The following is a 24591-nucleotide window of genomic DNA, read 5'->3' as shown; positions in this document are numbered from 1 at the left end:
GGGATTGATATTATGAGATATATTATGAAGCAAAGAATGTTTTCTTTTGGTGACAGCTTTACTATAAAGGATGAATTTGAAAATGATATATTTTATGTGAGAGGGCAGGTATTTAGTATAGGTAAAAAGCTTTCTTTTGAAAGCATGGATGGGGAAGAACTTCTATTTATAAAGCAGAAGCTTATGTCCTTTGTACCTGTATATGAAATTTACAGAGGAGAAGAGCTCATGGGCGTAGTTAAAAAGCAGATGATGACCTTGTTTAAACCTAAATTTGATATACAGTCTCAAGAAGGAGATATACAGATTGAGGGAGATGTATGGACCAGAGAATATGATTTTTGGAAGAATGGTATAAATATAGCTAAGGTATCAAAAGAATTCTTTGCCTGGTCTGATACCTATGGAATAGATGTAATAGACGGAGAGTACGATGCATTTATATTGGCTTGTGTAGTAATAATAGATATGATATGCTATGATAATGATAATAGATAACCATATGGTTGCACAATAATACAAAAAAAATTACAATATAACTAGGATAAATTATGTAAGTTGTAATGACTCAATTGGAGGAAATGATGAACAATAAAAATAATACAAGAGCCATAACCGATGCAGGCATATTGATAGCTCTTATAGTTGTAATCAATTTAATGGTATCTGTAATACCTATTTTAGATTTAATAGGCATTATAATTTTGCCACTGCCAATAACTTTATTATATTTAAGATATGACATCAGAACTACAGTTATTGCTATAGCCGCAAGTACCATAGTAACTGCAATTATAATAGGTCCCTTTGCAGCTGTTAGTTCTACATTATTGTATTCAGGAGTAGGAATTGCTTTAGGCTTCTGCGTAAAGAAAAACAAGGCAGCTAGCTTTACTATTGGATTTATGTCTATATTTGTTATGATAGGTTATATAGCTGTTATGGCGATAACTTTGACTTTAATTCAGAAAACATCATTATATGATCAGATAAATCAGATGATAGATATGCTTAAAAGCTCCATGAATGAATCTATTAAGCTTTTAAATGCCAATTCTTCAAACAACCAACAGACAAAAATACTTCAGGATTATATTAATTCTTTAACTCCTAAGCTCCTTATGGCTACAATTCCAGGAGCACTTATAATGTACTCTATTGTAATGAGTTTAATTAACTATGCTTTCTCGAAAAAGATATTAAAGAGATTTAAATATAATCTGAATAAGCTTCCTAGCTTTGATAAATTCTATATTGATAATAGAATAGGTGCACTGCTGATAGCTATGACTGCTGTTTCAGGAATATTATACAAGAAAAATGTACCTGCAGGATATTATCTCTTTAATTCATTGTGGATGATTTTGCAATTGGTTCTTGCTGTGATCGGTTCAGCAGTAATATATTATTTCTTAATAAACAGATTTAAGCTTCACAAGGGGCTTTCTGCGGTTATAGTAATATTTTTAGCACTTTCTCAGGTATTCTTCATTGTGATTTTATACTTGGGTTTTGCAGATATGCTATTTGATTTTAGGAAGTTGGATCCTAATAGACTATTTAATAAAAGAAGAATAGGCTAACAGGGTCATGGATAATTTGGAAGGCGGATATTAATGGATAACAAAGATTATTTTTCACCTAGTAATAAAGTTTACATGGTCATATTAGCGGTGCTTATAATTCTTTTATTCATACATGGTCATTTTATAGATGGAATAGTTGCGTTGATTGTGTATGGAATCCTGGTGGTGTATTATTTTGTAACTCTTGAAGTAAAAAAAGTTGAATGGAAAAAGTTCATAGAGAATTTTTCAGGTCAGCTGGATGCAGCTACAAGGAATACACTTGTTAACCTGCCCTTCCCCCTTATAATAATAGGTGGGAAAGGTAATATAGTATGGTATAATCAGAATATGAGCACTGTTTTAAAACAAGAAGAAATACTAGGTAAAAATGTAGCAAACGTTATAAAAGGGTTGGATGCTAAAACCATAAAAAACTCTAAGGAGAATCTTTTTAGGTATGTAAAGGTTAAAGAAAAATTTTACAATGTTTATACCAGTGTGGTTCATGTTTCTGATATAAGAAACCTAAAGGATGAGATTATACTTTTATATTTTTATGACATGACAGAAGTTAAAAATATATTTGACAATAAAGAGTGTGTAATGCTTGTAGAGGTTGATAATTTAGATGATGTGGTAAAGACCACCGAGGAAAATCAAAAGCCTCTTCTCATAGCAGAAATAGAAAGAACCATAAATAATTATGCTCAAAGCATAAACGCATTTGTAAAAAAGTATGGAAACAATAAGTATGTCTTATCTGTACAAGACAAATATATAAGCGAAGAAATAAAAAAGAAATTTGATATATTAGATACTGTCAGAGAAATAAATATGAGCAATAAACTTGCGGTTACCCTTAGCGTAGGAATCGGAAGAGGAGGCAGTACCCCTATCGAGAATGAGAGTTATGCCAACTCTGCCAAAGAATTAGCTTTAGGAAGAGGCGGGGACCAAGTAGTTATTAAAAATGGCGATAAGCTTTCTTTCTTTGGAGGAAAAACTAAGGAAGTAGAAAAGAGAACAAGAGTAAGAGCCAGGGTTATAGCTCATATACTTAAGGATTTAGTTAGTGAAAGCAGTTCGGTATTCATAATGGGACATAGGAATCCAGATGCAGATTGTTTTGGAGCTGCAGTAGGATTATATGGCGTATTGAAAACTTTTAAGCCTGAATGTAATATAATATTAGATAAGCCAAATCATGGGATAAAAGTACTTTTAGATGAATTCAATAAAGATCCCGACTATAATGATGTGTTTATAACCTCTGAAGAATGTAAGAATCTAATAGATGAAAATAGTTTAATTATATTAGTAGATGTACATAATAGAGGGTATGTGCTTAATGAAGAATTGCTCAAATATACCAAACGCGTAGTAATAATAGATCATCATAGAAAATCAACAGATTACATAGAAAATACACTGTTCAGCTACATGGAAACTTATGCGTCATCAACTTCTGAGCTTGTAACAGAGATTATTCAATATATGGTTGAAAAACCAAAAATCAAACAGATAGAGGCAAGTGCTCTTTTAGCTGGTATATGTGTGGATACCAAAAACTTCTATTTTAAAACAGGAGTTAGAACTTTTGAAGCTGCATCCTTCTTAAGAAGGCTAGGCGCAGACACGTTAGATGTAAGAAAATTATTTTCTGATGATCTAAATACTTATATAAAAAAATACCAAATTATAGAATCTGCTAAGGTAGAAGATGGCATTGCTATAGCAATGTGCCCAGGAGATATAACAGATACTGTAATAGCTGCACAGGCAGCGGATGAGCTGCTAAATATTACAGGTATTCAAGCATCCTTTGTACTTGTTAAAATAGAAGAGGATATTAATATAAGCGGAAGATCTCTTGGGGATGTAAATGTGCAAATTATTATGGAGCAGCTTGGCGGCGGAGGTCATATGAATATAGCTGGAACTAAGCTAAGCAATATGTCTATGGAAGATGCTGTTAAGCTTCTGAAGAAAACTATAAACGAAAACTTAAAGGAAGGTGAAAAATAATGAAAGTAATTTTATTAAAGGATATAAAGAACATGGGAAAAAAGGGGGATGTGGTTAATGCGTCTGATGGATACGCAAGAAACTACCTATTCCCAAGAAATCTTGCACAGGAAGCAACTACAGAGAACATGCATATATTAAACCAGAAAAAAGAAAATGAAAGAAAGAAAAAGCTAGAGGAGACCGAAGCAGCTCAGGCATTAGCAGAGCAGCTTAAAGGAAAAGAAATAAAGATAACTGCAAAGTGCGGAGAACATGGCAGACTTTTTGGAGCCATAACTAATAAAGATATAGCTGAGCAAATAACTAAGCAGTTTAATATAACTATAGATAAGAAAAAGATTTCTATGGATACAATAAAACAAACAGGGACTTATGACATAGAAGTCAAGTTGTATTCTGAAATATCAACGAAGATGAAGGTCATTATCTCTGAATAAAGAGGAGGAAAAAATTGAAATCACAATTTAAAATAAATGAACCACAGCTTGAATTAAGTGATGAAACATCATTAGAAGCTCAAGTTAATGTTCTGTTTGAAGTAGCAGATAATGTTTTGGATCAAGGAGCAGTAAAAGCTCGTACCGTTAAGCATAAGCTACAGAAATATATTAATAGCTCAGATACCTTAAAGAGGCTATATGCTATTAACAAAATAATGAGTGATGGAAAAGGATTAGCAATCACTGTTCCAGAAGAAGATGATGCAGATAAAATTTTAGAAGATACTCATAGATGGATAGCTGAGGCAGTGGCTAAAAGATATATACAAAATAAAATAGAAACTGAAGTTGAACAAGCTCTTGTAGATAAGCAGGAAAAGTATGTAGATGAAATAAGACTCGGAATCATAAAGAGACAAAAGGGTCCTGAGAATGCTAAAACTCTAAAGAAGTATGCTCAACTGGAAGTTATGGATTCAATAAAATTGCCTAAAAATGTACAAGCTCTTTTAAGACCTGACAGTTTTTCTGAAATTGTAGGACAAGAAAGAGCCATAAAAGCTTTGATATCAAAGCTTGCATCACCATATCCTCAGCATATAATACTTTATGGACCTCCAGGAGTAGGTAAAACCACAGCAGCTAGACTTGCGCTTGAAGAAGCTAAAAAGTTAAGATATACTCCATTTACTGATAAATCAAAATTTGTTGAGGTGGATGGAACTACTCTCAGATGGGATCCGAGAGAAATAACTAATCCGCTTTTAGGTTCCGTGCATGATCCTATATATCAAGGCAGCAAGAGGGATTTAGCGGAAATTGGAATACCAGAGCCTAAGCCAGGTTTAGTAACTGAAGCACACGGTGGAGTACTTTTCATAGATGAAATAGGCGAACTTGATACTATACTTCAAAACAAGCTTCTTAAGGTTTTAGAGGATAAGAGAGTGGAATTTTCATCTTCCTATTATGATCCAGAAGATGATAACACACCTAAATATGTAAAATATTTATTTGATAATGGTGCACCAGCAGATTTTCTACTGATAGGCGCTACCACAAGAGATCCAGAAGAAATAAATCCTGCCTTAAGATCTAGATGTACAGAAGTATATTTTGAACCACTTTCTTCAAAAGATATTGAAAAAATTGTTTTAAATGCAGCAAATAAGTTAAACATTATATTAGAGGATGGTGTAGCTGAATTTATCAGCAGATATACCATAGAAGGAAGAAGAGCCGTAAATATTCTTGCGGATGTCTACGGATATGTGCTATATACTGAAGGATTAAGTGAAGAGGATAGTATAAATATAAGCCTTAAAGATGTGGAAGAGGTAATTTCTATAAGCAGACTTACACCTTATGAAGAGGTAAATAATGAAGAAAATTATGAGGTAGGGCATATTTACGGTTTAGGAGTAAGTGGATATATAGGCTCTACCATAGAAATAGAAACTGCAGTTTTTAAAGCTAGAGAAGAAGGTCAAGGCAGTGTGAGATTTAATGATACTGCAGGTTCCATGACTAAGGATTCTATCTTTAATGCAGCTTCTGTAATAAGAAAAATAACAGATAAAGATATAAGAGATTATGATATACATGTTAATTTTGTAGGCGGCGGAAGAATTGACGGACCTTCTGCTGGAGCAGCTATCACCTTAAGCATAATAAGTGCAATATTGGATAAACCTTTGAGACAAGATGTGGCTGTAACAGGTGAAATTTCACTTAGAGGAAAAATTAAGCCTGTTGGTGGAATCTTTGAGAAGGTATATGGTGCTAGAAGAAAGGGAATTAAGCTGGTTTTAGTCCCTGAGGATAATAAAAAAGAAGTACCAGTTGGACTTAGCGATATAGAGGTAATATCGGTAAGTCATATAGAAGAATTGATGAAGTATGTATTTTAATTATAGCTTTAGCTATAAGCTATAGAGGAGTTGAACAATGGATACTAAAGAGCAATCTAATGCTCCTAACAACCCGGGAAATGAAAAATCTCAAACAGCTCCAATGCTTAGAAGTCTCCCTCAGAATATAGAGGCTGAACAGTCTGTAATAGGCTCTATGCTTATAGACAAAACCTCTATAGCTCAAGCAGCAGAGGTTTTAAAGGGCGATGATTTCTACAGAGATTCTCATAAAGTAATATTCAGTGCTATATTAGATCTTTTTCAAAAGGATATGCCTATAGACCTTGTAACCCTTATAGAGCATTTAAGGGCTAATGATAAATTGGAGGCTTCAGGCGGAATCACTTATATAACAGAAATAAGTGATTCTGTGCCTACCACAGCCCATTTGCAGTCCTATATAAAGATTGTAGAGCAGAAAGCTATCTTGAGAAAGCTAATAAGATCCTCTACTAATATAATAGAAGAATGTTATAGCAAGCAGGATGATGTTGAAAAGGTACTTGATGGAGCTGAAAAGAAAATATTTGACATAGCAGAGAAAAGAACCACCAATGATTTTGAAGCTATAAGTACTGTACTGGAAAGAGGCTTTTTAGAGATAGAAAGGCTGTTTAATAATAAGGGACAGATAACCGGTGTTGGCTCTGGCTTTAGGGATTTGGATTCGAAGACCTCAGGCTTTCAGAAGGGTGACATGGTGCTTATAGCTGCAAGACCATCTATGGGTAAAACTACCTTTGCTCTTAACCTTGCTGAGCATGCTGCCTTAAGAGAAGGGAAGAGTGTTGTAATCTTCTCGCTGGAAATGTCTAAGGAGCAGCTAGCCTATAAGCTTTTATGCTCCCAGGCAAATGTAGATATGCTTAAGCTTAGAACAGGTAATCTGGATGATAAGGACTGGGAAAATATTGCCCGCGTATCAGGTCCTTTAGCAGCTTCTAAGATATTTATAGATGACACTGCAGGTATGTCTGTCATGGAAATGAGATCAAAGTGCAGAAGAATAAAAATTGAGCACGGTATCGATATGATAATGATTGACTATTTGCAGCTTATGAGCGGAAATTCTTCCTCTGACAGCAGACAGCAGGAGGTTTCTGAAATATCAAGATCCATAAAGGCACTGGCTAAGGAAATGCAGTGCCCTGTAATAGCTCTATCACAGCTTTCTCGTGCACCAGAGCAGAGAGCTGACCATAGACCGATGCTTTCAGACTTAAGAGAATCTGGATCAATTGAGCAGGATGCTGACTTAGTTATGTTTCTTTATAGAGATGAGTATTACAATAAGGAAACAGAAGATAAGAATGTAGCTGAATGTATAATCGCTAAGCAAAGAAACGGTCCTGTAGGAACTGTAAAGATGGCTTGGCTTGGACAATTCAGTAAATTTGGTGACCTGGATAATGTGCATCAAGACTAGAAGAACACATCAACTTTTTATGCAAAGTTGATGTGTTTTTAAATTATGAAAAAATATGTTGACTATTTACTAAATAAGCAATATAATACATCATATAATAAGTTAATAAATATCATTTAAAGGGGAGTGCAATATGTCAATATTGTGGTATTTTTTGTTTCCATTGCTATTTCTAAATTTTAATTTTCTTAGGGCAAAATTACCTGAGCAAATAGGAAGGTATGTTATAGGGTTAGTATATTCATTTCTAGTGTTCTATGCAGGTAATGAGGATAGAAGTCTTTCTTTTTTACTAACTAATATAAAGGTTATAGCTATATTTCAGATTGTATTATTAGTGCTTAGCATGAACGGGGATGATACTAAAAAGAAAGCAGCTAAGGTTGGATTTATACTGTTCTTCTTAGTGGTTACTATAGTTAGCTTCGTATATTCAGCTATGCCATATGTATACGGGGGAGCTAAAAATCTATACTCTATGGCTAATGTAAAAGAAAGCGATAAGCAGTCACCTAAGATAGATACAGAAAATATAATAATAATTCCTCCAGAGACTGCATATTATGAGATGCAGACAGTTCTGGGATCTCTTTCTAATTCAAGCCTTTATAAAATTGGACAAGTAAGCCTTACTAAAACTGAAAATGGTGCCTACTATGTAGCACCTATAGATATAGAGGGCGGTATTAAGGCGTTTTTAAATAAGGAACTGCCTGGAGTGGTATATGTTTCAGCTGAGAAGGTTGAAGAGGCTCAAATAATAAATATGCCTTATAAGTATGGTGAATCACTGGTTTTAAATCACAATGTGTTCAGAGAGTTTAGAAGCTATGAACCCAATAAAATACTTTTAGATGCTGATGTGGAACTGGATGACAGCTTAATTCCTTATTATGTAGGAACCTATGGGCATTATAAATATGGAAGAACCGGACTTCAGGCAGATGGTGTTATTCTCTATAATATTAAAACAGGAGAAATAAAAGATTATCCAAAGGATAAGGTTCCATCCTGGGTAGATCAGATTTATACCTCAAGGATGGCAGAAGATTATAATGATTACTTTGGAAAATATCAAAAGGGATTGATAAACTCCATCATTGGACAAAGTGGAGTTCATGTTCCAACTCAATGGAATTCAGGAGTGGATTTAAATGGACTTGAAGTAGAATCAAAGGAGGTTACAGGCGTTATAGGTAACAACGGAGATTTTTACTACTTTACAGATCATACAAATACTTCAAGTACTTCTACAACTATGACTGGATATACTTTAATGAATACCAGAACTGGTGAAATGACTTATTACAAAACCACTAGCTCCATAAATGGCAAAGGAGCCATGGATTCTATAGAAAAGCTTCTTGGAGCAGACAAATCCAATTGGACTGCAGCTCAGCCTATTTTGTATAATATATATGGAATAGATACCTGGATTGTACCAGTTATAAATAAAGCAGATGGTTCTTTTGTTAAGCTTGGTCTAGTAACCGCTCAGAGCAAATATTCGATAATATCAGATACTAAACAGGATCTTTTAGATTCATTTTCCACAGCCATAGCGGAGGGAACTGTAAATGCTAATAGCGATTTAAAGATAAGCAATAATGCTAAGTTAAATACAGTAGAAAAACAAGGCAAGATAGTAAGAATAAATCAATCTGTAGATAATGGGAAATCAGTATTCTACTTAAAAATTGACAGCGTACCAGATAAAATATTTATGGTAGGCAAGAATGTTAATGCGGATGTGGTACTTGCAAGGGAAGGCGATGAGGTTGATATAAAATACATCGACCTGGAAGGGCAGAAAATCATATCTGTCACTGATTTTACTCTTAATTTAAAGTAGACAAAAGTAATCTATAATTTTTAGGAGGAGTTAGTAATAATAAGTATGAAGGCGGCGTAGTATTTTTTTCATTAATAGCTATGTTAATCATTGATGAATTTCATAGCCTCCCAAACTGAAGGAAGTTTTAAATCAGTGTAAAAATCAACACTGATTTAAAACAGAGCCAAAAATTAAAACAGAGGGAGCACAACAAGGCTCCCTCTGTTTTTTAATATAAGAACTATATGTGCTTAATAGAAGCTCCCGATCTTGATACCTGCAAGTCTAAAGGTAAGATACCTTCTTTTTCCCACACATTAAGAAGCTCTTCTGCATGCTTATATCCATTTAAAAAGGCTATACCGCAATCTCCGCCACCAGCTCCAGAAGATTTACCTGACCCAAAGCGTTCAGCAGCATTACATAGAGCTCTTAGAGCTGCAGTCTCAATATTAATATTAGATCTTTCTCCCAGCCTTTTCAGAGCATTTCTGTTTTCAGTAAGACTAATAATTGCTCCTGCGCAATCATTTATTTTAAAGCTTCTAAGCATTCTATTTACAGCTGCGGAGCTTTCTATTAAAAAATCATTATAAGCTTCAAGATTTTCTGCTTTAAAATCATGGACATTTTTAATCATTGGTGCTGTGGATATAGCAGACTTTGTCCATCCTACTACCAATTGAAGCTCTTTGGGTGATGTAATGGGCAGGATTAATAAGTTTGGCCATTTCTGATTTACTATAGCTATTAGCTTTTTTTGCTGCTCCAGTTCACTAGTTATCCAATCAACGCTAAAAGCAGAGTATTGTAACCACCCGCCATATACTGAGGCTGCTATATCAGCTCCAGAACCAGTATTTTGAGTTTTTATATGAGCAATTGCTGAAAGCTTGAAAATTTCATCTAAGGAAGGAGCTTCATTTTTTCTTCTATTAAGCCTCAATATAGCGGTGACAACTGATACCACAATAGCTGCACTTGAGCCAAGACCATACTTCTTTCCTGTGGAAGGATCATCAAGTTCGCTTCTAATCATTATTTTAAAAGGCATAGGCTTCACCATTTGTTCTTCTAAATATTGATGTACTGCTGAAATGGAATTTGCAATAAAGTTTAATCGGCAATCGTCAACATTAAATTTCACTTTTCCATCATTTATTTCCCAGGCAATATTCATAAGCCCAAGCTGTGGTATAAATATGCGATTTTTTTCTGAGGGCTCAATAATAGCATGGATATAACGATTTACTGCGATTACTACTGCCTTATGATTTGGTTCTAGTACGGCATATTCGCCGGCAATCATAAGCTTTCCTGGTACTTTTATATTATAGCTTGAGCAGTTCATAGATTAAAATCCTTTCTATATGGCTTTGTTTTAAGTCAGGGTTAACTTTTACACTGATTTAAAGCGCAGGATACGTTTATAATCCAGCTAATTTAGTAACAATCCAAGGAGCAGAGTATAGTATCATGAACTGAACACCATAATTAACTCCTAGACGATAAAGAACTCCTCCTACGATGCCAATTAAAAGAACACCGCCAACATTAATAAGACCTGCATCCATATAAGCCAGTAAGATAACTAAGCTGAAAAATAAGCCTAATAGCGCTTCGTGAGGAATCCTCTTGAACACAAAGGCACAAATCTGCCTAGAATATTTTACGGTAACATAGTAAGTGATACATAAAGCTACCACTGCTCCAATTATAGTTGCCCAGACAAAATCCGAATTAGATAATAAGTGATGCATATTGTTCTTAAGATTGTACACTGGTGGAGCGTTAAATAACGGATTAGCTGGTCCAAGAGCCATTGGTGACAAAGGAATACCTAAAGCAATAAGCGGAATTAAAGTCCCTGATATATAGGTAGCGTGGGTTAAAGCTTCCATGCAGGAAATAGAAAGAGAAGCTTTTTCTACTGGATCCTTTGTGCGGCTGGAGAACAATTCTCCTAAGAAAGTGGTGATTCCTACTGGACTTAAGATAAAGGTTATTGATCCGATTACAGAAGTTAAGGCACTATAGGCTGTTTCTTTCTTAGTAAGTATAGTAAAAGGATTAGGAACAGTTTTTATATTATTATCTCCCTTGAAATATATTTTCTTTTTATCAAATCTTTCAAGGCTATCTCTCTTATTTTTATTTAAAAGTTCAAATAAAGTTAGGATAACCGGTCCAATTGTGATTCCAAGAAAAATAGAAGTAGATATATTTGTTCCTTTTGGCACCGCTCCTGTACCCCAGTATAGATAGCGAAGCCCTTGAATCAACAATGCAAAAGGAACTATGGCTGCAAGAGATACCCATTTATTTTTACTCATTAAGGCTAAAAATATAGCTCCAATAAAGAAGACTATGTCCCCATATTGCTTAATCGAGGTTGAAAAAGGGATTAGAGCGTGGGCTAGGAGCAGACTCATTGGTATTGAGACAATTGTACCTATAATTGAACCTGAAGCCATTTTCTTAATGCTCGTGTCTGTAAGACCAAATTTTTTTAATACCATGGCATGTTCAATCATAGGAGTAGACATTACTCCAGCGGGAATACCTGCTATGGAAACTGGTATGGCATCTGTAAGCTTACTTGCTACTATAGCTGAAATAAAGAAAGATAAAATTATGGCAGGCTTTAAGCCTGATAATACTAGAACTAAGGTTACTGGTGCTATGGTAGCAGTTTCATCTGTACCTGGTGCGGCACCAATTATAGTATATATAATAGCTGCGATTACAGCTGCAAGAATCATCTGTAAAATTAATGTAGTAGTCATTTTAATCCTCCTGATGGACTTCTATAAATTCTCTCTTAGGCTTTATAATTATGCTGCAGAGGATAAATCCAATGAGGGCACCAAGGAGACCTAATAATAATTGCTTAGGTCTCTCTTTAGGAGCCAGAAAATATCCTCCAAAGGCTGATAAGCTGCAGACTATAATTGATATAACAAGCTCTTTAATGGACACAAGATCTTCCCAAACCTCAATATTATTTTTAGCCTTATCACTTTCAAGTGATGCTTTTACTTTTTCATCTATATTATTCATTTACTCAACTCCTATTATAAATATGTAATGCCGCCCCCTGGATGGCAGATAAAGATTTCTTTAACTTCTGAAAGCTTCAATAAAGCTTCATATACAATTTGCTCATGTTCTGGCGGGCAAAGTACTTTTACATTGGGACCGGCATCAATAGTAAAATAAGCTGGAACGCCAGACCTTCTAAGCTCTTGAATGCACTGCATGACATACAGAGTTCCGCTTTGCCAATATATAATGGGAGGATCTGAGCCCAGCATGGTCGCATGCATTTTCAGGGCATTTGCTTCCGTGATTTTTCCTAAGACATGAAAATTTTTATCTTTTATTGCCTCTTTTGCAATAATAAGATCATTTTCCACGGTATCAAGCCAGCCTTGATAAAAGGGAGAAGTTAATACCGTCTGCTTCATACCATCTCTGCTGGATACCTTCTTTTCTTCTGAATTTACCAAAACTGAAAGAATACTTATATTCCAGGCGTTTGCAGGAAGAACCTGACTTGCATAGGAATCCTCTCCAGCGTCTCCTATTCCTTTTTGCCATTCCACATAGCCTCCATATATAGAACGGCAGGCTGAACCGGAGCCTTGACGAGCAAGTACTGATAATTGCTTTCTATCTAAATTCAATCCCAGCGCCTTAGAAGAGGCAGCTGCCAGAGCTGCAAAGCCTGAAGCTGAAGAGGCAAAACCAGCAGCTGTAGGTACTTTATTCTCAGAATACACCATTGCATGAAGCTTTACATTAGCCATATTTCTAACCTTATCAAGAAATTTTGAAATTTTTAGAGAAGCTTTATGATCTGCCCTGACATTATTCAGAAGAAAGGTGTCTTTATCAAACTCTGGCCTAAATTCAACAGTAGTTACAGTGTAAAAATGGTCAAGAGTTATAGACAAGCTGCTGTTCATAGGCAAAAACAACTCTTCATTTCGCTTTCCCCAGTATTTTATAAGGGCTATATTTGTATTTGCTTTTGCTGTGGCTTTCAATTTTGTCCCTCCTGTATGAATACTTATTTTTTGTCTTCTTGAATTCTTATATATAAATCAATCTTATGGTGAATAAAGAATATTTTCCTCACTTGAAAAATACCAGCTCTTGGAAGCTCCTGCCTTAATTAACTCTTTTGCAATTGTTTCGGCATGTTCTAGGTTTTTAGCAAGAGCAAGCATGCAGCCACCTAAGCCGCCGCCTGTAAGCTTTGCGCCTAGAGCACCTGCGTCTTTAGCGGCCTGCACCAGTTTATCCAATCCTTCATCGCTGACCCCAAGAGATACAAGTCTCTCATGAGTATAATTTAAAAGCTTTCCCAAGTGATTAAAATCGCTCTCTATAAGAGAATTCCTTGCTGAAGCTGCAGCCTTTTCTATTTCCTCCAAGGAGTATTTCACTTCCATAGGGTGCGAAATATATTTCTTTCGAACGTTTTCCACTGCAGTGCGAGTATCACCTATTCTGCCAGTATCGCCTACTGCTATATAAAAAGGAACTTTAGTCTCAATAGGGAGAACTTCTTTTCCTTTCTGAAACCATATGGGATGGCCACTTAGTTCAGCGGCAGTATCGATTCCGCTTGATATGCCGTGAGCATAATTTTCAGCAACTTGAACAAGAAAAAATAAATCCTTATTAGAAAGCTTATGCTCAAAAAAAGAAAATAAACTTTTTACAGATGCTATAGCAACAGCAGCGCTAGAGCCTAATCCACGGCCTAAAGGGATAGAAGAATCAATAAGGATATTTAGTCCATAAAAAGGCTTATTTAATTTATTTAACGCTTCTTTAATACACAAAACTAGTCCTTTCATCTTATCTGGTATTTTGTCAATATGGCCAGTGTAGATATTGGATTCAAGCATGATTGGTCCATCTAGCTCTTTTGTTATAACTTTTACTTTAAGAGGAAAGGGAATCGCTATAGCTGGCTTTCCATAGACAACCGCATGTTCACCAACTAAAATCAATTTGCTATGGGCTTCTCCTATAGCTTTCTTAGTAGAAACTGTACGCATATAGAACCATCCTTTTTTATTTAGCTATAAAATATATTTTATAGTGTTATTCAAATTTTATGTGTTCTGTTAATGAAAAATAATATCTATTGATAATAATAATTGATTAATACTATATTGTCAAACAATACTAATTTCTAGTTAATAACAAATATGATTAAGATAATGTAAAGTATGTTAGTAGTCTTTATGGGAATATGTTATAATCGATTTGGAAAATATATTTTCGCATTGCTTCAGGAGGAATATTAATGGAAGATAAGAATAGCAAGGAAGATTACTTTTTAAAATACCAGGAACCTTGTATAACCTATGACAGCATGATTCACGATAGATTTAGGGACAAAGAAATGCTTAATGGGTATTGGAATTTTCAAATAGATCCTTATGATACTTTTTTAAGAGCAGATTGGTATAAGGAAAACCGCAAGGATATATGCCAAAGAGATTTACCCTACGATTACAGTTTTGATAATTGGGATAAGGTAACAGTACCTTCTTGCTGGAATACAGCAGATACAAGATTCTTTTATTATGAAGGTACTATGATTTACACAAGAACCTTTAAATATGTTAATCGCGGAGAGGGAAGAGTATACATAAAATTTGGAGCTGCTAATTATGAGTGCAGAGTATTTTTAAATAAAAAGTTTATTGGGATACATAAGGGTGGATCAACACCATTTTATATAAATGTTACAGATTTTATTCAAGGAGAAAACAGGCTTCATGTAGTGGTGAGCAACTGGAGAAGAAAAGAAAATGTACCTACTGACAACATGGATTGGTTTAACTATGGCGGATTATATAGAGATGTTGAACTTATAAGAGTTAAAAAGACTTTTATTAAAGCTATGAGAGCAAGTTTAGCGGAAGAGGGAAACCTGAAGAAGATAAGAGTAGAGATAAATGTAGAAGGTGAGGAGCTTAGCGGCAAAGCTCAAGTAAGGATACCTATATTAAATGTTCAGAAGGATTTTGAAGTTGCAAATGGAAAAGGTGTAATAGAATTTAGAGCAGAGCTGGAACCTTGGAGCCCTAATAATCCTACTTTGTACATGATAGAAGTTGAGTACTTGGAAGATATAGTAAAAGACAAGGTGGGCTTTAGAGAAATCAAAGTAAAGGACGGAGAAATCTATCTTAATGGCAAAAAAATATTCTTAAGAGGCGTTTGCTGCCACGAAGAGAGTGTAGAAAACGGAAGGTGCCTTACTGAGGATGAAGTTATAGAAAATATTAAGCTGGCAAAGGAAATGAATTGTAATTTTATGAGGCTTACTCATTATCCTCATTCTGAGAGAGTAGCAAAATTAGCAGATCAGCTTGGAATCATGCTTTGGGAAGAAATAGCTGTCTATTGGTCCATAAATTTTGATAATCCTAGCACGGTTAAGGATGCTAAAAATCAGATGCTGGAGCTTATAAACAGGGATTATAACAGAGCCAGTGTCATAATTTGGGGTGTGGGCAATGAGCATGAGGATACGGATTCAAGATTTACTTTTATGAATGATCTTATAGAATTAACCAAAAAGCAGGACAGCACCAGGCTTATTTCTGCGGCATGTTTACTAGATGAAGAAAAGCAAAAAATAAGTGACAGACTTTCAGATTGCATAGATGTGATTTCAATAAATGAATACTATGGCTGGTACGATAGAGACATAAACCACCTTACGGAGCTATTTGAAAATAGTAACGTAAATAAGCCTGTCATAGTGACAGAATTCGGAGCAGATGCTTTATGTGGACACAGGGGAACTGTAGATGAATTATTTACTGAGGAATGTCAGGCAGATGTATATAAGAAACAGCTTGAGATATTTAGAAAGGTAAAATGCATAAAGGGCTTGAGTCCCTGGATTTTGTATGATTTCAGAAGTCCAAGAAGAACCAATAAATATCAAAGAGGGTATAATTTAAAGGGACTTTTGAGTGCGGATAAAAAGTGCAAAAAGATGTCCTATAATATAATGAAAAAGTTCTATAAAGATATTTATTAATAAGGATATGTTTTAAAAGAATAATGATAAAAAATGAGTTCGCGTTGGAACTCATTTTTTATTTCAGGATATGTTCTATGGCAGCAATCAGAATCCTCCAATATTTTAGCTTCCAGAAGAATGATAGTGTCTTACACCAACCTTCCATATGAATAATGAAAATATAAAAAATAATATACCTCCGGGAAGGGCCATAAAGCCAGTCCACTTAGAAGCTTCACTGCCGCATATAAGCATGGCAGGATAGTAATAGCAAAGTCCTAAGGGAAGTATGAAGGTCAAAAAGCTTTGAATACCTCGTCCAAGAAGAGGCAGCGGTATCTGAGCATATTGAAGAGTGGCATTGGTGAAGATATACATAATATCTAAAGGCTGAAGAGTCCAAAAGGATAAAGTGGACAGCAGCATGAAAATAGATGTATATACCAGAAAACCTCCAATAAGTGAGCCTATTAAAGCTAAGAGTTTAATAGAGGTAATATGAACTCCTAGTGTATTGAGTGAATAAACAATGCAAAATATACCTACACCAACGCGCCCAAAGCGCTGAAATTCAAACTTTTCTCCCAGCACCTGCAAAAAGGTATTTCTTGGTCTTAATAATATTTTATCAAAATTTCCTGCTCCCACATAGTAGGGAAATACATCGTAGCCTCTAGAGAACCATTCCGCAAGACCAAAGGAAGAAGCTGCTATGCCATATACTAATAAAACATGAAATCTTGTCCATCCACCTAGATTTCCGAACCTGGAAAAAAGAATGATAACCCCCATAAAATCTACTATGCTGTTTACTATGGTGGTAAGTATGGATAGAGGCCAAGTCTTATATTGAAGAGTAGATCTTACATTTACTTTCACATAATTAAAATAAAGTCTTAAATCGCTCATTTTAGCCTCCTTGAATAACTGTTTTCTTTAAGAATCTAGCTAGGTTCCATCTTCCCACAGCTGTCAATATAACTATCCATAATAATTGCCTTAAAAATAACTGGGGCACTCCAGCTGCAGGCATTATTCCAGTATAGATTTCACAGGGATAATCTATAAGCCCTGAAAAAGGAAGAGCAGTAAGTACAGGCTTTATCCAATCAGGGAAGATGGATAGGGGAACTAAGGAGCCTGAAAACACAGTTATTATTGCACTCAATAGGTTGTTAAGACCTGGTCCAAGCTCTACATTCAGCAGTATGGTGTTCATAAAGTTGGAAAAAGAGCAGGATAAAAGCAATGCTCCAAAGAGCAGGAGTATGCTTCCAAGCAATGCAGTTAAACTGCTGGGAGGCTGCAGTCTATAGGGCTCAGGAATAAGAAAACATATGATTAAGGCTATGCCTGATTTCAATAGGGTATTTGCTACTCTGGAAGCCATAGATCTAGCAAACCAATGATTGTACATATCTAAAGGCCTGCAAAGCTCATAGGCAAAATCGCCGCTGGTTATCCTTTGATAAACTTCGCTGTCTAGCTGTAATGGGATTAGGCTAATGAAGCATTGAACTATCCAAATATAGCTTATGGACTGCTTTAAGGTCATATTTAAATCATGAGGTCTTCCAAGCCTATAAAATAAAAGCATCAGGGTGGTAAGTATGAGTCCCCAAAATAAATTTATGCATATGCTGGCTAGGGCAACCGTTCTATATTGAAGGCCGGAAATCAGCTTTATGCGAAAGATGGATTTGTAAGGAGCGATTCTCATAGAGACACCTCCTTGTACATTTTAGCAATTATCTCTTCTATAGGCAGATTTTCTACTACTAAGTCTTTTACAGAATAGTTTAGTGTCAAATTAGATATCATCTCTGGAGAAGATATTAGGTTAGGATTGAATAGTATGGTAGCCTTTTGTCCATCTATTTTTATGGCTTTAGCTGAATTAATAGCTTTAGGCATGTCTCCTTCTATAGTAGCTATTATTCTTTTATCAGGAGCATACTTATTTCTTAGGCTATCTAAGGAACCGTCAAATAATAGATTGCCGTGACCTATTACCATAACTCTGCTGCAGAGAGCTTCTATGTCATCCATATCGTGAGTGGTTAATATTATGGTAGTTCCATGATTTTTATTGTATTTCTTTAAAAATTCTCTTACTTTTAGTTTGCTTATGGCATCTAATCCAATGGTAGGTTCATCAAGAAATAACAGATTAGGTTTATGTATTAGAGAACCTGCTAGTTCGCAGCGCATTCTTTGTCCAAGACTTAGCTGCCTTAAGGGGGTATTCAAAAGGTCTTTTAAATCCAGTATTTCCACTAGTTCTTCTAGGGAAGTTTTGAAATTTTGTGAACTAACACCATAAATATCCTTTATCAGTTCTAAGGAATCTATTATGGGGACATCCCACCAAAGCTGAGTTCGCTGTCCAAATACCACACCAATATTTTCAACATGCTTCACTCTTTGCTTCCAGGGTATTCTTCCCATTATTTCTACCTTACCGGAGCTTGGGACTAAGATTCCGCTTAAGATTTTTATAGTGGTAGATTTACCAGAGCCATTAGGCCCTATGTAGCCAATAAGTTCTCCAGCATCAATTGAAAAGCTTACGTCCTTTAGTGCATTCACTACTTTCACTTTAGGCTTAAAGAAACCCTTAAGTGCGCCGTTTATACCTTTTTCTCGCTGATATACCTTGTAGTCTTTAGAAAGGTTTTCTACTAGAATATGTTTCAAAAAATCACCTCCAAAATGCAGGTCTTGAAAATTAGAACAGGCTTTAAATTATACTCCTCCAATTTATGTAAGTCAACAGAAATTGGAAAGGTTTTAAGAGGCATTGCTATAAAACTTCCTTCATTATATTTGACAACAAAATTTCAAGGAAATATAATTAAACAAATAAGTATAGTAAAAAATAAGAAATGCTGCAAATTATAAGCTTTATAATAATGGAGGAATTTTTATGGAAGATTGTTGTAGAAGTTTTGAAACTAAAGTTGTTCATGGAAATGGTTATAAATCTAAAACAGGAGCTGTAAGTATTCCAATCTATCAGACAGCTACCTTTCAGCATCCAGCGCTTGGACAGTCTACTGGCTATGATTATTCAAGATTGCAGAATCCTACTAGAGAAGAGGTTGAAAAAACCGTAGCTTTATTAGAGGGTGGAAAAGAAGGTATGGCTTTCTCTACAGGCATGGCTGGAATAACCTGCTTATTCTCATTGTTTAAGCCGGGAGATCATATAATATTGTCAGATGATCTATATGGCGGAACCTATAGAATAATGGAAGAGCTGTTCAAGGTTTATGGTGTAGAGGCTGACTATGTGGATGCTTCCTACATAGAATTAGTTAAAAAAGCAGTAAAACCTAATACTAAGGCCATATATATAGAAACTCCAACTAATCCTATGATGAAGATAAGCGATATTAGCGCAATAGCAGCTTTAGCAAAAGAAATAGGAGCTATAACTATTGTGGACAATACCTTTATGACACCTCATTTTCAAAAACCTTTTGAGTATGGTGCGGATATAGTGGTTCACAGCGGTACCAAATACCTAGGTGGACATAATGATACTTTGGCAGGCTTTATAGTAGTAAAAGATAATGAAGAGCTTATTTCAAGATTAAGACTTCTACAAAAAAGCATAGGTTCCGTACTTTCACCCTTCGACAGCTGGCTTATATTGAGAGGAATAAAAACTCTTTCAATAAGAATGGAAAAGCAGCAGGAGAACGCTTTGAAAATAGCTGATTTCTTAAGTAAGCATTCAAAGGTTAAGAAAATATATTATCCAGGGCTTGAAAGCCACTTAGGTTATGAAATTCAAAAGAAGCAATCCACTGGCTTTGGGGCTATGATTTCCTTTGAAGTGAATAGTGAAGAAACAGTAGAAAAAATACTTGAAAAGGTGGATTTAATAATGTTTGCGGAGAGCCTTGGAGGGGTAGAAACCTTGATAACCTATCCTTACAGGCAAACTCATGCGGACGTGCCTGAGGATATAAAGAATTCTCTAGGGATAACTAAAAAGCTTTTAAGACTTTCCGTGGGAATAGAGAAGGCTGAAGATATTATTGCAGATTTACAGGCTGCCATGGAATAAATTAAATGAAGGGGTAAACTGTACCATTTGTCAAGTACACAATAAAACAGGCTGTCCACCTAGTAAAAATTTCTAGGTGGATTTTTTAATAAGGCTTAATACCTGTAGTTAAGTAGTTGTAGTATTCATTAGGAGTCATTTTCATAAGATCCCACAGATAACGATCATCATTATAGTATTTCATGTATTCATCAACTTCCTGTTTAAGCTGATCAAATGTATAACAATGGCTAAGATTTAGCTCATCCTTCATATGTCCAAAGAATGATTCCTGCGGAGCATTGTCCCAGCAATTTCCCTTTCTAGACATTGATTGTAGAAAGCCTTTTTCTTTTAGAAGTTTTTGAAATTTAGTACTTGTATAATGAATTCTCTTGCTTTAGATACTCATTTTGCTGTTTTAAACGTAGCAGTTCTTCTTCAATACTTAATTCATCTTTTGAGGCTTTAGTTCTCCCGGAATTTCCTTTACGGATATCTCTAACGACCTCCGGGCGAACAGCTTTTAAACGCCACCTGCTACTGCATTTATCAATACGATTTTGTCCTATCATCTCAGGATAAAATCCATTTTCTATAAATATATCGCTAGGAAGCTTTCCAGCATTATGCTCAGTAATAAATAACTCCTTAAAAAAATCCTGATACGTAATCTGCTTTGGAAAAATATTTTTAACGTTTTTATTTTGGGATAAAATGCTTATCTCTGCTTCTGTAAAATCACGATTTCTTGATTTCCCCAATAAAGCACCTCCTCTTTTCTGCGTCTACCTTATAGGGTACAGTTTACCCCTTGAAACATCTTTTAAGAAAATTTCTTACAAAGATAGCCAAGTAGTGTGCCTAATCAGTCTGTTTTTTAACTACGGGATACCATAATTCGATATACCCATATTCCTGAGTTCCGCCATAAATTTCAAATTCTGCACCGTCAATCTTTTCATAATTTGAAGTCGGTAGCCATTCACTATAGAATCTTTTTTGTAGTGTAGTTAGAATTGAGCCAAAATCTTCATCCCATTTAAATTTTGATGATGGAAATATAGCGTAAGTTTGTGCTGGAATATGTGCAATGCTATAGCCTTGTGTATTACTATTATTTCCTACGAAACTACAAAGCATATAAGGGAATGTATTTTCTTCTGTGACTCTATAATTTACTGCACCATGAATCTTACATAAATCTTGGGAAATAAACGAGGGTAAGTCCCCAGAGTCTCTAAATAACTTTTCATACAAGCCATCTTTGTGGCATTTTTTCCAAAGTTGGCTTGGGCTTTGATAACTTTCATCTCCGATTGAAGACCCAATTGTCTCAATTCCAAAAATGTCAAAAGCCTCTTTCACTTCAATTCTGTATTCCATCTCACTCTCTCCTTTAATCGAAATTTGGAAGGACATTCGTGGATAGACTTTAAGTATAACACCACCGTCACGTGCCAATGATGGTACTATACCATGCAATGCCTGAAATGCCCTAGTAAATGAAACTGGAGACTCATAACCATACTTTAATGCAACATCTATTACCTTCACATCACTATTTTGAATTTCAAAAGCTGACAGAGTTAATCTCCTTCGTCTTATATATTCAACAAGTGATATTTCTGTTATAAATGAAAACATTTTTTGAAAATTATAAGTTGAAGTACATGCCATTTGAGCCACAACATTCATATCAATTTCATTCATTAGATTACTTTCAACATAGTCTAATGCACGGTTCATTCTTTTAAGCCAATCCATAAGTTAACCTCCTTTCAACTAAGAGTATATCTAAAATACAAGTTAGTGTCGCAACTATTCTTATACAGAAAATGTTTGCTCTGTTACCTATGCGAAACAAAGTAGCTTCACATTATAACAAATCCCTTACTCTTTCGAGTGGGGATTTTGTTTTTTATGAAAAAAGAAGCTGTGCACTAATTACTTAGTGCGACAGCCCCTACTTTTTATACGCCTTTAATTCAATTCTTATGAAGCTTAAGGCTGCACTTATTGTAGCAGCTGCAAATAGAAGGATAATGCCAACTATATTTTTATAGTTAGGTAAAATTATATAAGCAGCTTCTATTAGCATAAATAGAGCTATTAAATCAATAATAGTACATTTTACTTTCGTATTAATCCTTAATTTTTCTATTAAAAATTTGATGAAATCTGTTTTTCTGTACAAGTAATTACTAAAAAAGCCAGATATTAAAAAGGTTAAAATTATAACTACATATTTCATAAGTTCCCTCCTAAAATTCGCTTTGCTTCTGCTAAAACGCAGATTTTTTTCTGCAGATTATCATACCGTGATTGCTTAACCCAAGTATGTTCTTATCTCTGCAGGTTTTTAAGCAATAATTTATCCAAGTAGCATATTGAGCCTCATTTAATTCATTTATATGGCTTCTTAAAAGAGCGGTTGTACCGTCTATGGCTGCATGGTCAATGATTTCTAGTGGAAATTTAGAAATAAAAGCTTGGATTTCCTCAGGTGCTGTAAAGAAAGCAATGGGAAAGAAACAATCATCACTTCCGCATTTATCCACTCCTAGAGTTAGTATTTTATTTAGGAAGCTGTCAGTAAAAAACTCTCTCTGATTAGCCATTGTACTTTGGATTATGAAGTGTTTGTTTATATATGAGATAGCTAAAATGCCTTTGGGCTTCAATACTCTCAAAGCTTCATTTATACATTGTATCCTTTTTTCTTCAGCTTGTATATGATACATAGGACCTAAACAGTTTACTGCATCAAAGCTTTCGTCTTTAAAATCCTGAAGATTTGATGCATCCCCCAAGCTTGCACGAATATTTATTTTGCCTTTTTCCTTACTTATTTTTTCGTTAATTATTTTTATATGTTTAGGAGTTAAATCCAAAGCTTCAACGGAATTTCCTTTTCTGGCGTAGTAAAAGGAATAAGCACCAGTTCCAGCACCAAGCTCCAAGATTTTATCCTTTGGTTTTATATATTGATTCAGCAAGTTCACTGTCATGGTGAATTCGATTTTTCTTGCATTATCCTTAGAGAGTCTATTATCTTCATCGTAGCTTTCGTAAAAATCTGCAACATCCTTCATGCTAAAAACTCCTCGTATAATAAGTTTATAGTCAGTTAAATGACTGCTTTTATTTATACCAATTTTTTATTATGCTCCCACCTTTGCTGCCAGGATAATATAAATTTCCATCAGCCTTTCCTAGGGCAAATACTGAAAAACCTATGTTCCAGGACTCCTTTTCAAATACCTTTCTGTAGGCCGCGAAACAATTTGCCTGCTCTTCCTCGTTAATATTTTTAGATACTAAAGGATTCCAAGGTTCCTTTGAGGCAAATTCAGTTCTAGGGAAACCTAATTCACCGAAGAAAATAGGCTTTTTATATTTATCATAAAACTTTTTTATTTCTCCTTTAACATTTTGTTTCCTCCCATAGATCTCTGTGCTTTCTAGGGCTGCTGATAGTTTGTCCTGTGAATTAACAGCATTTTCTGTAAGCTCAAAGTAGGCAGCTATGGATATAAAATCTAATTTTAAAAATAAATTATTATTTAATTTTTTATTATAGGCTTCTAGAGAATTAGAGTCCCAAACTGCTGTGTTCCAATGGTTGGTTCTATAGGTTATAAGTCCTTTATAATATTTTCTTGCATAGTCCACCATATCGCACATAGCTTTTTCATAGCCTTCCATATGTTCAAAGCTTGTTCCTATATTTAAAGCATCTACGTGATAGGGGATAGCTATATCGTCTATTAAAGGTTTCAAAACTTTGGATTTCCAGTTATTGAAAAAGTCATTTATGTTGCTTGGATTCCAATCAGTCTCAGCAAATTTGCCGTTAGCTATCCAGGGGTAAGGCTCTAAAATTATATTTATTTTTTTACCCTTTAATCTATTTAGCAAATCTATAGCCTTTTGCTTGCTGTAATCTATAATGGACATATCTGAAGCTTGCGCATTATCTATGTTTATTGCTATAGGTACATTTAAAGTATTCAGCTGAAATTTATCTATATCTTCCATAGCTTCATCTATGCTGTAATCAGTGACAAGATTTCCTGATTTTATTTTGGTTTTTAATTGTGAATTAAGAGTCTTTCCATAAGATTTATTTATTAGACTGTTAATTTCTCCTCTGGAAGTGTAGTTTATCTTGTAAAGATAAAAGGAAAGAGAAAATAATATTATTAGGACTAGTAAGCTTATTGTTTTTTTCCTGTTCATTATAAAACTCCTAAGATAACCTTTAT

22 protein-coding genes and 1 pseudogene are annotated in these 24591 nt (G+C 34.9%); 9 read left to right on the top strand and 14 right to left on the bottom strand.

Features of this window, described 5'->3' with window-relative positions:
* The first annotated feature begins 12 nt into the window (after positions 1–12).
* From IAI10_RS21970 to IAI10_RS21940, 7 genes are all read left to right on the top strand, one after another.
* Positions 13–498 carry an LURP-one-related family protein gene (locus tag IAI10_RS21970; RefSeq protein WP_315675460.1) on the top strand — a complete coding sequence of 162 codons (486 nt, stop codon included), beginning with the start codon at positions 13–15 and terminating at the stop codon, positions 496–498.
* Positions 499–584: 86 nt separating this feature from the next.
* Complete coding sequence (locus tag IAI10_RS21965) at positions 585–1583, top strand: DUF2232 domain-containing protein (protein ID WP_315675459.1); 999 nt, start codon at positions 585–587, stop codon at positions 1581–1583.
* Between the two features lie 33 nt (positions 1584–1616).
* On the top strand, positions 1617–3593 hold the full coding sequence (locus tag IAI10_RS21960; protein ID WP_315675458.1) for a DHH family phosphoesterase: 1977 nt from the start codon (positions 1617–1619) through the stop codon (positions 3591–3593).
* The gene (rplI, locus tag IAI10_RS21955; RefSeq protein ID WP_315675457.1) at positions 3593–4033 is read left to right on the top strand and encodes a 50S ribosomal protein L9; all 441 of its coding nucleotides are present in this window, start codon (positions 3593–3595) and stop codon (positions 4031–4033) included. Before IAI10_RS21960 ends, rplI begins: the two co-directional genes overlap by 1 nt.
* Positions 4034–4047: 14 nt before the next feature.
* Positions 4048–5946, top strand: coding sequence for a Lon family ATP-dependent protease (gene lonC, locus IAI10_RS21950; RefSeq protein ID WP_315675456.1), 1899 nt, complete (start codon positions 4048–4050; stop codon positions 5944–5946).
* A 103-nt stretch (positions 5947–6049) separates the two neighbouring features.
* Entirely contained in the window at positions 6050–7375 is a 1326-nt protein-coding gene (locus IAI10_RS21945; protein WP_315675471.1) for a replicative DNA helicase, read from the top strand.
* Between the two features lie 133 nt (positions 7376–7508).
* Positions 7509–9227 (top strand): hypothetical protein, encoded by a 1719-nt coding sequence (locus tag IAI10_RS21940; protein WP_315675455.1) that lies wholly within the window; start codon positions 7509–7511, stop codon positions 9225–9227.
* 223 nt (positions 9228–9450) lie between these two features.
* On the opposite strand, the gene IAI10_RS21935 is transcribed toward IAI10_RS21940, so the two are convergent.
* The 5 genes from IAI10_RS21935 to mvk form a co-directional block, all read right to left on the bottom strand.
* A complete protein-coding gene (locus IAI10_RS21935; RefSeq protein WP_315675454.1) occupies positions 9451–10560 on the bottom strand; it encodes a phosphomevalonate kinase in 1110 nt (369 codons plus the stop codon).
* A 76-nt stretch (positions 10561–10636) separates the two neighbouring features.
* Positions 10637–11995, bottom strand: a complete 1359-nt coding sequence (locus IAI10_RS21930; protein ID WP_315675453.1) for a tripartite tricarboxylate transporter permease — start codon at positions 11993–11995, stop codon at positions 10637–10639.
* 1 nt (position 11996) lies between these two features.
* Entirely contained in the window at positions 11997–12269 is a 273-nt protein-coding gene (locus IAI10_RS21925; protein WP_315675452.1) for a hypothetical protein, read from the bottom strand.
* 14 nt (positions 12270–12283) lie between these two features.
* Positions 12284–13258 (bottom strand): diphosphomevalonate decarboxylase, encoded by a 975-nt coding sequence (mvaD, locus tag IAI10_RS21920; RefSeq protein ID WP_315675451.1) that lies wholly within the window; start codon positions 13256–13258, stop codon positions 12284–12286.
* Positions 13259–13321: 63 nt separating this feature from the next.
* The gene (gene mvk, locus IAI10_RS21915) at positions 13322–14281 is read right to left on the bottom strand and encodes a mevalonate kinase (RefSeq protein ID WP_315675450.1); all 960 of its coding nucleotides are present in this window, start codon (positions 14279–14281) and stop codon (positions 13322–13324) included.
* 251 nt (positions 14282–14532) lie between these two features.
* Between mvk and IAI10_RS21910 the strand changes: the two genes are divergently transcribed.
* On the top strand, positions 14533–16287 hold the full coding sequence (locus IAI10_RS21910; RefSeq protein WP_315675449.1) for a glycoside hydrolase family 2 TIM barrel-domain containing protein: 1755 nt from the start codon (positions 14533–14535) through the stop codon (positions 16285–16287).
* Between the two features lie 105 nt (positions 16288–16392).
* On the opposite strand, the gene IAI10_RS21905 is transcribed toward IAI10_RS21910, so the two are convergent.
* The 3 genes from IAI10_RS21905 to IAI10_RS21895 are packed head-to-tail and all read right to left on the bottom strand — an operon-like array spanning position 16393 to position 18966.
* On the bottom strand, positions 16393–17178 hold the full coding sequence (locus tag IAI10_RS21905; protein ID WP_315675448.1) for an ABC-2 family transporter protein: 786 nt from the start codon (positions 17176–17178) through the stop codon (positions 16393–16395).
* 1 nt (position 17179) lies between these two features.
* A complete protein-coding gene (locus IAI10_RS21900; RefSeq protein WP_315675447.1) occupies positions 17180–17989 on the bottom strand; it encodes an ABC-2 family transporter protein in 810 nt (269 codons plus the stop codon).
* Positions 17986–18966, bottom strand: coding sequence for an ABC transporter ATP-binding protein (locus IAI10_RS21895; protein WP_315675446.1), 981 nt, complete (start codon positions 18964–18966; stop codon positions 17986–17988). The genes IAI10_RS21900 and IAI10_RS21895 overlap by 4 nt, the downstream gene beginning before the upstream one ends.
* A gap of 229 nt (positions 18967–19195) precedes the next feature.
* Here IAI10_RS21895 and IAI10_RS21890 point away from each other — a divergent pair, with 229 nt between their 5' ends.
* The gene (locus IAI10_RS21890) at positions 19196–20344 is read left to right on the top strand and encodes a PLP-dependent aspartate aminotransferase family protein (RefSeq protein ID WP_315675445.1); all 1149 of its coding nucleotides are present in this window, start codon (positions 19196–19198) and stop codon (positions 20342–20344) included.
* 85 nt (positions 20345–20429) lie between these two features.
* Here the strand turns inward: IAI10_RS21890 and IAI10_RS24725 are convergent.
* The 6 genes and pseudogenes from IAI10_RS24725 to IAI10_RS21865 form a co-directional block, all read right to left on the bottom strand.
* Positions 20430–20711 (bottom strand): annotated as a pseudogene (locus tag IAI10_RS24725) (IS3 family transposase); the annotation flags it as partial.
* Positions 20695–21087: an HTH domain-containing protein gene (locus IAI10_RS24720; protein ID WP_396334417.1), complete on the bottom strand. Its 393-nt coding sequence runs from the start codon at positions 21085–21087 to the stop codon at positions 20695–20697. The gene IAI10_RS24720 and the pseudogene IAI10_RS24725, both read right to left, overlap by 17 nt.
* A 100-nt stretch (positions 21088–21187) precedes the next feature.
* The gene (locus IAI10_RS21880; protein WP_315675444.1) at positions 21188–22090 is read right to left on the bottom strand and encodes an AraC family transcriptional regulator; all 903 of its coding nucleotides are present in this window, start codon (positions 22088–22090) and stop codon (positions 21188–21190) included.
* 199 nt (positions 22091–22289) lie between these two features.
* On the bottom strand, positions 22290–22577 hold the full coding sequence (locus IAI10_RS21875; protein ID WP_315675443.1) for a hypothetical protein: 288 nt from the start codon (positions 22575–22577) through the stop codon (positions 22290–22292).
* A 31-nt stretch (positions 22578–22608) separates the two neighbouring features.
* Positions 22609–23418 (bottom strand): methyltransferase domain-containing protein, encoded by an 810-nt coding sequence (locus tag IAI10_RS21870; RefSeq protein ID WP_315675442.1) that lies wholly within the window; start codon positions 23416–23418, stop codon positions 22609–22611.
* Positions 23419–23467: 49 nt separating this feature from the next.
* The gene (locus tag IAI10_RS21865; protein WP_315675441.1) at positions 23468–24565 is read right to left on the bottom strand and encodes a glycoside hydrolase family 113; all 1098 of its coding nucleotides are present in this window, start codon (positions 24563–24565) and stop codon (positions 23468–23470) included.
* Between the last annotated feature and the right edge of the window lie 26 nt (positions 24566–24591).

Origin of the sequence: Clostridium sp. 19966 (assembly GCF_032335695.1) — a bacterium.
GTDB lineage: Bacteria > Bacillota > Clostridia > Clostridiales > Clostridiaceae > JACTOJ01.
The sequence above is the reverse complement of the archived record's forward strand: the minus strand, read 5'-3'. Positions and strand labels throughout refer to the sequence as shown.